Annotated in this window: 9 protein-coding genes and 1 pseudogene; 3 read left to right on the top strand and 7 right to left on the bottom strand. The window is 28.3% G+C overall.

Going from position 1 to position 9,751, the window contains the following annotated elements; genetic code table 11:
- Nucleotides 1-249: pseudogene (locus ACTG3S_RS13185) on the bottom strand (hypothetical protein); the annotation flags it as partial.
- A 91-nt stretch (nucleotides 250-340) separates the two neighbouring features.
- Between ACTG3S_RS13185 and ACTG3S_RS13180 the strand changes: the two are divergent.
- On the top strand, nucleotides 341-880 hold the full coding sequence (locus tag ACTG3S_RS13180) for a 1-acyl-sn-glycerol-3-phosphate acyltransferase (protein WP_439129805.1): 540 nt from the start codon (nucleotides 341-343) through the stop codon (nucleotides 878-880).
- A 155-nt stretch (nucleotides 881-1,035) separates the two neighbouring features.
- On the opposite strand, the gene pepT is transcribed toward ACTG3S_RS13180, so the two are convergent.
- The 4 genes from pepT to ACTG3S_RS13160 are packed head-to-tail and all read right to left on the bottom strand — an operon-like array spanning nucleotide 1,036 to nucleotide 5,254.
- The gene (gene pepT, locus ACTG3S_RS13175; RefSeq protein WP_439129804.1) at nucleotides 1,036-2,277 is read right to left on the bottom strand and encodes a peptidase T; all 1,242 of its coding nucleotides are present in this window, start codon (nucleotides 2,275-2,277) and stop codon (nucleotides 1,036-1,038) included.
- Nucleotides 2,278-2,838: a hypothetical protein gene (locus tag ACTG3S_RS13170; protein ID WP_439129803.1), complete on the bottom strand. Its 561-nt coding sequence runs from the start codon at nucleotides 2,836-2,838 to the stop codon at nucleotides 2,278-2,280.
- 2 nt (nucleotides 2,839-2,840) lie between these two features.
- Nucleotides 2,841-3,875, bottom strand: coding sequence for an oxidoreductase (locus tag ACTG3S_RS13165; protein WP_439129802.1), 1,035 nt, complete (start codon nucleotides 3,873-3,875; stop codon nucleotides 2,841-2,843).
- Between the two features lie 11 nt (nucleotides 3,876-3,886).
- The gene (locus ACTG3S_RS13160) at nucleotides 3,887-5,254 is read right to left on the bottom strand and encodes a DUF5106 domain-containing protein (protein WP_439129801.1); all 1,368 of its coding nucleotides are present in this window, start codon (nucleotides 5,252-5,254) and stop codon (nucleotides 3,887-3,889) included.
- 45 nt (nucleotides 5,255-5,299) lie between these two features.
- On the opposite strand from ACTG3S_RS13160, the gene ACTG3S_RS13155 reads away from it, so the two are divergent.
- Nucleotides 5,300-6,280 carry a patatin-like phospholipase family protein gene (locus ACTG3S_RS13155; RefSeq protein ID WP_439129800.1) on the top strand — a complete coding sequence of 327 codons (981 nt, stop codon included), beginning with the start codon at nucleotides 5,300-5,302 and terminating at the stop codon, nucleotides 6,278-6,280.
- A 172-nt stretch (nucleotides 6,281-6,452) separates the two neighbouring features.
- Here ACTG3S_RS13155 and ACTG3S_RS13150 read toward each other — a convergent pair whose 3' ends face one another.
- Nucleotides 6,453-7,946: a S41 family peptidase gene (locus ACTG3S_RS13150; RefSeq protein ID WP_439129799.1), complete on the bottom strand. Its 1,494-nt coding sequence runs from the start codon at nucleotides 7,944-7,946 to the stop codon at nucleotides 6,453-6,455.
- Nucleotide 7,947: 1 nt separating this feature from the next.
- On the bottom strand, nucleotides 7,948-9,402 hold the full coding sequence (locus tag ACTG3S_RS13145) for a S41 family peptidase (protein ID WP_439129798.1): 1,455 nt from the start codon (nucleotides 9,400-9,402) through the stop codon (nucleotides 7,948-7,950).
- Between the two features lie 168 nt (nucleotides 9,403-9,570).
- On the opposite strand from ACTG3S_RS13145, the gene ACTG3S_RS13140 reads away from it, so the two are divergent.
- A partial coding sequence (locus ACTG3S_RS13140; protein ID WP_439129797.1) for an RNA polymerase sigma factor occupies nucleotides 9,571-9,751 on the top strand: 181 nt, incomplete at its 3' end.

Genomic DNA, 9,751 nt, shown 5'->3' with positions numbered 1-9,751 from the left:
TTTATCTGAAATTAAACTTTCTTTTTCTTTCTGAATAAATTTTAACTCACTTTGTAGTTCCTCTACTTTAGTTTCTAAACTTTTTACGCTTTGATTTAGACCATTGTTTTGGATTTCTAACGTGTTTTTTTCTTTTTCGGAAATACTTTTATCTTTTTCTATTTGTAATTTAGAAATTAACTTACCTATAAATAAGCCTATTACAGTAAATATTACGGCGATTATTAGGTTAACAATTATTTGTGTCATCATGTAAATTTAAGTCCTTAAATTTATCACTTTAATAGACAACAAAAAACTCTAATAAGCAGATTTTGTAAACAAATATTTAAATGTATAAATGAAGAGAATTGCTAAATTTATTTTAAATAACATTTTAGGCTGGAAAGTTGAAGGGATTTTTCCTGAAACACCTAAAAAATATGTTGTTATTGCCGCACCGCATACAAGTTGGGTAGATTTTCCTATTGCCATTTTAACGAGAATGAGTTTGGGAACAATGATACATTTTATTGGTAAAGACTCTTTATTTAAATGGCCTTTTGGTTATTTTTTTAAAGTTTTAGGTGGTACTCCTGTAGATAGAAGTAAAAGCAATAATTTAGTAGATGCTGTTATAGAAATTTTTAATAAAAAAGAACATTTTAAATTGGGATTGTCTCCTGAAGGAACAAGAAAGAAAGTAGAAAAATGGAAAACTGGTTTCTACTATATTGCAAAAGGGGCTAATGTACCTATTGTAATGGCTACACTAGATTTTGAAAATAAGAAAGTAAAAATATCTGAACCCTATTATACTACAGATAATTTTGAAGAAGATTTTAAATATTTTAAACATTTTTATAAAAACATAAAGGGGAAAAATCCTGAATTATCATAATTTTATGTTTTTATACAATAAAGATTAATTTATTTGACTAAATTTGTATTTTGTAAATTTATTTGTTAAATAAAGATTAGGGGCTTTATTTTCAGTTGTTTACAATAAATAGCATACGCTATGATACGAAGTCTCCAGTTTACTGGAGACTTTTTTTATTTATATTTTTCTACCACTTTTGCAACAATACCCTCTATAACCTCAGTTGCTTTTATCATAGACTCTACAGGAACATATTCATAACGTCCATGAAAATTATGCCCACCAGCAAAAATATTTGGACAAGGAAGCCCTTTGTAAGAAAGCTGAGAACCATCTGTACCACCTCTAATTGGTTTAATTATTGGGGTAACGCCAATATCTTTCATAACTTCTTCTACCATATCTACAATATGCATTACCGGAACTATTTTTTCTTTCATATTAAAATATTGATCTTTTAGCTCTACAGTTATTAATTGTTGCCCAATCCTTTCATTTATATCTTTGGCTATTCTTTGAAATAAATTTTTTCTTTGTGTAAACAACTCAAAATCATGATCTCTAACAATATATTCTAAAACTGTTTTTTCTACACTACCAGTAATATCATGTAAATGAAAAAAACCTTCGTAACCTGTTGTTTTTTCTGGTACTTCTTCTGCTGGTAGTTCTGAAATAAATTCGTTAGCAATATGTATCGAATTTATCATTTTACCTTTTGCATAACCTGGATGTACAATTTTACCTTGGATGGTAACTTTTGCACTTGCTGCGTTAAAGTTTTCGTATTCTAATTCCCCAATTTGACTACCATCCATAGTATATGCCCATTCAGTATCAAATTTATTAACATCAAATTTATGAGCACCTTTGCCAACTTCTTCATCTGGAGTAAAACAAATTCTAATTTTACCGTGTTTAATTTCTGGATGCTGAATTAGATATTCCATAGCAGTTACAATTTCTGTTACACCAGCTTTATCATCAGCTCCTAAAAGTGTTGTGCCATCTGTGGTAATAAGGGTTTGTCCTTTGTATTGTAATAAATCTTCAAAATAATCTGGAGACAATACAATGTTCTTTTCTTCATTTAATACAATGTCATTGCCTTGATAATCTTCTACAATTTTTGGTTTTACATTTTTACCTGTAAAATCTGGACTTGTATCTATGTGTGCTACAAAACCAATTGTGGGCACTTTATAGTCTATATTACTTGGTAATGTAGCCATAATGTAACAATTTTCATCTAAAATAACCTCCTGTAAACCAATAGCTTTTAAATCTTCTTTTAAAATTTTTGCCAAGTCCCATTGGTTTTCTGAACTGGGGAAATTTGGGTTATTTGGGTCAGATTCGGTATCTATAGTTACGTATTTTATAAATCTATCTATAATGTGTTTTTTGGCTATCATTTATTGTATTTTTATTTTTTCTAACAAACTTATGGCTGAACAAATTCTTTTCTCTACTAAAGAATCACCATAAAATATAGCAGTAGCTAATAAAGCGTTTTTGTTGTCTATTTTGCTAAAAACTTGTAATTGTTGATATGTATAATCGTCTTTTTTTCCGAAAGCGAGTGTAAAGTAACTTGGTTTGCCTAAAAAAGAAATTTCTTGTCCTTTTTTTTGAATTAAATTATTGACCAAATTATCTTGTTCTATTTTCAATTTAAAAAGATCATTAATGTTAATCGTATGCTGCATATAATTAACATCTAACAAAATAGAAGATGTTAATTCTTTGATTGTATCTGCAGCATAAATAGAAGATTGATAATTATCTTTGTACAAGTTAACTTTCCATGTATTTGGAAGTTTTACAGAAAAATAGGCATCAGTATCCTTTGTTTCCTCTAAATTTTGAAGATATACTTCTTTGCAATTGCATTGTTTTTGTAAATCAGTTTGTTGTTGACAAGATAAAAATAGTAGAGAAGCAATGATTGTAAATGCTACTGATTTTATGCTCATTTTTATAATTTTAATAGTCCTATTTTTTGATGACCACTTAACCAAGCTGTATTTTTATCTACAAATTGTATGGTATAGTAGCTATCTTTAGAAACATCTTTCCAGGTTTTGCCACCATCATTGGAAAAAGAAACACCCGTTTTACCAACAGCAAAAATCTCTTTACCATTGGTGTTTGGTACATATTGTACGCAACTTTTATAATTAGGATTTTGGTTATCTGCAACCAACTGCCAAGTTTTACCTCCATCTGTTGTAATTGCTTTATTAGCTCTATTTTCTAAAGGTTTTGCGTAATTACCTCCTATAATAATACCATTGTTTTCGTCTACAAAATCAATAGAATAAATTCCTTGTGGTCCATCGCCTTGAATAATGGGTGTTTGGGTAATTGTCCAGTTTTTACCAAAATCTGTAGATTTTAAAATTCTAGCTTTGCTACCTCCAGAAGCAATCCAAACAGTTTTGCCTATGGTTTTAATATTGGTGTTACTAGCGGCAAAAAAAGCTTCTTCTTTTGCTATTTCTGGTAAATTTTTACAAGGTAATTTTTGCCAAGTATTACCAGCATTACTGGTTAAAAGAATTGATGCACAATTTTCTGTAGGATCGCCAACTGCAATTCCGTGTAAATTGTCATCAAAAAAAGTCAGGGCATCATAAAACACTTTTGGGTGTTCTTCTTTATATTGTAGAGTAAACTTACCATCAGAAATTTTATACAACAAGGCAGGATTTGCAATTGAAAGTGCAAAATAATCTTTTCCATTAAAAGCTAAACTTCTAAAATGCGGTATTATAGAGTCTTTATAACGTATGTTTAAAGCATTCCAGATAGCACCATTGTTTGTTGTAAAGCCAACATCGCCATTAGAACCTGCATAAAAAACGCTGTTTGTGTCTTTTACTTTTATGGCTCTGATGCTAGTGCTATCTATTTTAAATTCTTTAATGGTTACATTTTCAATATTTCTAGGTTTATAGACTTGTTTACAAGCAAGAAAAAAAAGAAAAGGAACTAAAAATAGTTTTTTCATAATGTAAAAAATTAGTTGTTATCATTAGAAATAAAACCCAATGCTTGATTAAAAGTTATTTTTTTTGCGATTATTTCGTTTTGTTTATTAAATACGAAAATAGTCGGACTTGTTTTCATATTTAAAAACTCCAATATCTTTTGTCCCTCATTATAATCTAATGATGCCTTTTTTATTTGTGGGTTTTTGTATGGATTAGAAGTAATAAATTTATATTTTTTGGCTGCTGTTTCTCCAATAATAATATCTAAAACTTGAACGTTTGTATTAGTTATCTCTTTTAAATTTAAAAGATCACAATCCTTACAATCACTTTTTCTAAATCGTACAATTTTATATTCTGACTGAATATCGTAGAAATTTTGTTTAGAATCTAAGTTGTAATTTAATGAAAAATTAATTATTTTTTTTCCAATCAAGCTATTTTTTATAGCCTCATAATTATCTAATATTTTTTTTAATGATTTTTCTGAAACCCAAGTAGCTTTTCTTGTTACATAATATTTTTCAATAATATATGCATATATATTTTCTGCTATCATTAAATTGTTTTTTGCATATTTATTTAAAAAGGTAATCACTAAATATTTAAACATTTCGTCATTATTAACAGATAAGTTAATTATATAATCTATAGATTTTTCTATTTCATCAATAGTTTGTAATGTTAACTTATCTAGGTAAGTTGTAATGCTTGAATGAAAAAAAGGAGTTCTTATTAACCATTCATCATTAAAATTATAATGGTTAAAAAAATTAGCTTTGTAATAGTTAAATCTTTCTTTTTGCCCTTTTAAGCTTTCAGGAACTCTAATGGGGCGACTTGCTTTTAAAAATTTTGCACCCATATTATTGGGATTTTTACTCACTATTTCATTCAAATATTTGTCAATTTTCTTTTCTAATTCATTAATTTTTTCCTCTTTATTAGCGTCACTACTATTTTCTTTTAAAATGTTTTCTCTTTTAGATTTTAAGCCATTAATATGAGAGATGTATTTATAAAAAAGTTTATTAGATTTTGAGTTTTTAAATGAAATTGTTTCTTGCATCAAATTTTTGTCTAAATAGATGTCTAAATCCTCTCCATCAAATAAAAACTCAACAAAACTATTCTTTGGAGGAAAAACAATCATGTAAAGTCCTTTTTTTAAATCATTACTTTTAAAAAATCCAGTTTGGTTTTTATCAAATTTTACGTAGGTATTTTTTCCTTTATTACCAAGTAAGTATTGTTTTCCTCCTAAATAATATGCAATCATTATACTGTCATTACCTATATTATTAATTTTAAATTTGATTGTGTTTTGTGACAGTAGTGGTTTGTTAGAAATGATAAAAAAAAGGAATGTTAAAAAAAGGATGGCTATTCTTTTCATTTTTGATATTTTTATACCACTAAAGTAAACAAATCAAAAGAGATAATGAAAAAAGCATTGGTAATTTCTGGAGGTGGAAGTAAAGGGGCATTTGCAGGTGGAGTTGCACAATATCTAATGAAAAAAGAAAAAAAAGAGTACGATTTGTTTCTAGGTACTTCAACAGGTAGTTTAATGGTTTCTCATTTAGCTATGGGCATGTTAGATGAATTAAAAGACTTATATACAAACGTTAAACAAGAAACTATTTTTAGCAACAATCCCTTTAAAATAAAAAAAATAGCTGGCGAAAAAGTGGTTAGCATCAATCATCTAAATACATTTTGGAACTTTTTAAACGGAAGAAAAACATTTGGAGAAAGTAAAAATTTGCGGTCTCTAATAAAAAGGAACGTTACCAAAGAAATGTATAACAGTATAAAAGCTGCTAATAAAGAGGTGGTTGTAACTGTTTCTAACCTAACAGAAAATCAAATAGAATATAAATCTATAAACGATTGTACATATGATGATTTTTGTGATTGGATTTGGGGTTCTTGTAATTATGTACCCTTTATGAGTTTATTAGAAAAAAATTATTGCCAATATGCAGATGGTGGTTTTGGCTCTTTAATACCTATAAGAGAAGCCATTTTAAGAGGAGCAAAAGAAATTGATGCAATTATTTTAGAAACCGAGGTTACCCAATTTAATAGATTACCTGCCAAAAACCCTTTTTCTTTACTGTTTGATGTCTTTGATTTTATGTTAACACACGTAGAAAGGCACAATATTACTATTGGTAAGTTGGCTGCAGCCAATAAAGATGTAAAATTGAACTTATATTACACACCTACTGTTTTAACTACAAATTCTTTAGTTTTTGATAAGGATTTAATGCGCAAATGGTGGAAATCTGGATACAAATATGCAAAATCTAAAGACGAAGAAAGAATGAGCGAATTTAGACCTGATATTTTAACAGATAAAGAAATTGAAGAAGGTAAAGAGGATATAGAAAAATTAAATATTAATGATACTAATTAAATATAAACTGGTATTTACGAATTATAAAAAAAAGAAGCTGTCTGAAAAGAAAATTTAGCTGTCATTTCGACTTTATGGAGAAATCTTTTACTATTTAATCATCAATTATATAGATTTTTCGACTGCGCTCAAAATTACATCACTAAAGACTTTTTAGACATCCTCTTTAATTTTAAAAATTGAATTTTTTAATATCTGAATACATATTGTTACTAGCAGGTGTTGCTAATTTAGAATCGAAAATTTCTTCTGTTTCTACAAATGTTTTGTATTTTCCAGAAGTTTTTAAACCTGTATCTATATAATTTAAAGTTCTTTCTAAAAGTGGGTCAGAGGTTTCTCCTAAAACACCTAAGTCTCCAATGTTTTCTCCTAAATTAATTCCAGTAAAGTTGGTGCCAGGTGTAATTCCATTTGGATAATTTACGTCGTTCTTATTTTTAATTTCAAATACTAAAGGTTGTATAGCATAGGTATGTTTTGTATTTAGATTATCTCCAGATTTTAATAAATTATCAGAATCATAGAGCGTTATAGATCCTACTTGCTTACCAACAGTTGTGGTACCTAAAACGTTAACATCTATGTAAGCCTCTAAACCATTAATTACTAATTCTGATGCTGATGCAGTACTACCAGAAACAATAAAATAAACACGTTGTAAGTTTAAACTATTAATGGCTTCATCTACAACCACATTGTTATTCCCATCTGTTTTTACAATTTTAGAAGGAAAATTATTTATAAAATCTTCTGGAGACCAAGCATTGGTAACTTTACTATTCCATACTTCTTTTGTGTACAATTGTCCAGAAAACTGACCTGTAATCATTGCACCTAAATAACCAGCAGTTCTTGTAGAACCACCTCCATTATAACGCAAATCTATAATTAAGTCGTCTATATTTGCTGCTTTAAATTTATTAAACTCAGTATTTAATTGTTCATCAAAACTACTCGCAAACTGATTGTACATTAAATAACCAATTTTCTTAGAGTTATAGTCAATTACTTTAGAAACTGCAATAGGGTTTTCTTGTAACTCTGTTTTTGTTAAGTTGATAGAATTGCCATTATCAACTGGACTACCACCATTATAATCTGCCAAATTAATGGTAAAACTGGTATTGTTGCTTAATAATAAATCTCTAAAATTACCATCTGTTAATTGTGTACTATTTACGCCACTTATAATCATACCTCTTTCTACACCTTCTGTTGCTGCACTAGAATTTGGTATTACATAACGTACATAGGCATAAACATTGGTTGCACTGTTTGCATATCTTCGCAAACCAAATTGCATACCAGAACTTAAATTAATGCCTTGAAAAGAGTTTTCTAAGGCAATATAATCATCTACAATCCAAGAAAAACGATCTATAGTACCTGGTTGATTTAACAAACTATTAAATGTACTTTCAGGAGAATCATATCTTCTAAAAAAAGTATACAAATCTTCAAAATTAGCAAAACGATTGTCTGCTAACGTTGGCACATCTGCTTGCCATAAATAATACAGGTTTAAACCTTTCCAAATAAAATAATTTATTTCGTCTGCAGTTGTAACTGTAAATTCTTCTTCAGTATTAATATCTTCATTATCACAAGAAAATATTAAAAAAAGAATACTCACTAAAAGTGTGTTTATAAAATATTTTTTCATTTTAATTTGTATTTGGTAAATCTTGTTCAATAAACATGCCATTATCCCTTTCTCTTTGCATGTCTATAGAATGAAACAAGAATTCGTAATTATTGGGGTTACAAACTGTATTTGCGCCCGTATTTCCAGAAGTTACAAAGTCTAAAACGCTATCTAATATGGGTTCAGATCTTTCTCCTAAAATACCTAAATCTAATAAATCTTCGTTAGGGCATATAGAAATAGTGGGTGCAAAACCGTTTTCGTAAGTTTGGTCGTTTATATTATAAAAACTTAACACAATTGGTTGTAAAGCTACAGTGTGCGTTTCGTTTCTTAGCGCAAAATCATAATCTTCTGAATTGAAAAGAGTAATAGAACCTGTGTTATTACCGGCAGTATTTGTGCCGATAATATGTACATTTATATAGGGTTGTAAACTATTAATTAATAACTCTATAGCAGAAGATCCTGTAAAATTATTTCCATTTAAAATGATGTAAACATCTGTTAAATTTAAACTGTTAAAATCTGTCTGTGGATTTAGTTTTGCTGGAAATTTAGTTAACAAAGAGTCTGGTTGATTTGCCTCAAACCAAGGTTGTGCTTTCGAATTCCATTCTTCTTTTATAAAAACTTCATCTGTAAATTGCCCAGTTATCATGGTTGCTAGATTTGTAATATTTCTAGCAAAACTACCACCACCAATATTATATCTTAAATCTAGTACTAATTTATTTACAGCATTGTTTTTTAAATTTAAAAAAGTAGTATTTAGGTTGTTGATAGCAGCTTTAGAAAAATCATTATTATACATTACATAACCTATATTAAACGTACCAATGTTGAAGGTTTTTTCTAGAAATACCGAATCATAATCGTAATTTTCTTTTTCTAATGAAATTGTTTTTGTATTCGGTATTACATTAGTGCCATCAAAATTTACCATAGACAAATCAAAATTTGATGTACCATTAATTAATAAGTCAACAAAATTATCTCTTGTGAGTTGTACACCATCTACAGCATTAAAAAACTCCCCACGTGAAATGTTTTTAGTGCTTGCATTCGAATTGGGTAAAATTTGCAAAACATAGCCAATTACATTTTCTGTACTGCCAGGTTCTGCAATAATACCAAACTCTAAACCATTTGTGAAACTACTTCTTGGTAGGTCTACATTTAAGTTTGTATAATCTTCTACCAAGTTCGATTTTGCATCGGTAGGTATTAATAAGTTGTTGAATAAATCATTATAATCTTTAAATGTTCTTAAATAAGCATTCAATTCTTGGTCAGAGCTAAACCTTCTATCAGACAAATCTGCAATTTCATCTTGATGTAAGTAATAAGCATTTAAACCTTTCCAAACAAAATCATGCACCACTAAATCTTCTGGCAATTGATATTCTTTAGAACATTGCGCAAAAAATAAAGAAAGTAAGAATATATAAATTAATTTGAATTTGTTTTTCATCAATAATAGATAAGGTTTATACTATAAATCTAACGCAAGATAAATAGAAAAAGTATTATTTTTAAATTCTATTGTAACAAAATAAATTCTTGTTCGTCGTAATTATGTAGACCCATTAAAAAGGAGGTAACACAAAATAGGTTTACAAAACAATCAACCAAACAAAAAATGAAACAGTCAGACTTTTTAAAAGTTGTTTTACCGTTTAAAGATAAAGTTTTTAGGTTAGCTAAAAGACTTTTAGTTTCTACAGAAGAAGCTGAAGATGCAACCCAAGAGTTATTTTTTAAATTGTGGAAAAGCAAAGAAAAAATAGCTGATTATAAAAATGTAGAAGCATTTGCAATGA

Source organism: Polaribacter sp. (genome assembly GCF_965656025.1).
Taxonomy (GTDB): Bacteria; Bacteroidota; Bacteroidia; order Flavobacteriales; family Flavobacteriaceae; genus Polaribacter.
This window is presented reverse-complemented; position numbering and strand designations above follow the sequence as displayed.

What these genes read in the sequence shown, in the direction of transcription:
- pepT (WP_439129804.1), bottom strand. Translation starts at nt 2,277, where the DNA reads ATGATAGCCAAAAAACACATTATAGATAGATTTATAAAATACGTAACT.
- ACTG3S_RS13170 (WP_439129803.1), bottom strand. Translation starts at nt 2,838, where the DNA reads ATGAGCATAAAATCAGTAGCATTTACAATCATTGCTTCTCTACTATTT.
- ACTG3S_RS13160 (WP_439129801.1), bottom strand. Translation starts at nt 5,254, where the DNA reads ATGAAAAGAATAGCCATCCTTTTTTTAACATTCCTTTTTTTTATCATT.
- ACTG3S_RS13155 (WP_439129800.1), top strand. Translation starts at nt 5,300, where the DNA reads ATGAAAAAAGCATTGGTAATTTCTGGAGGTGGAAGTAAAGGGGCATTT.
- ACTG3S_RS13145 (WP_439129798.1), bottom strand. Translation starts at nt 9,402, where the DNA reads ATGAAAAACAAATTCAAATTAATTTATATATTCTTACTTTCTTTATTT.
- ACTG3S_RS13180 (WP_439129805.1), top strand. Translation starts at nt 341, where the DNA reads ATGAAGAGAATTGCTAAATTTATTTTAAATAACATTTTAGGCTGGAAA.
- ACTG3S_RS13165 (WP_439129802.1), bottom strand. Translation starts at nt 3,875, where the DNA reads ATGAAAAAACTATTTTTAGTTCCTTTTCTTTTTTTTCTTGCTTGTAAA.
- ACTG3S_RS13150 (WP_439129799.1), bottom strand. Translation starts at nt 7,946, where the DNA reads ATGAAAAAATATTTTATAAACACACTTTTAGTGAGTATTCTTTTTTTA.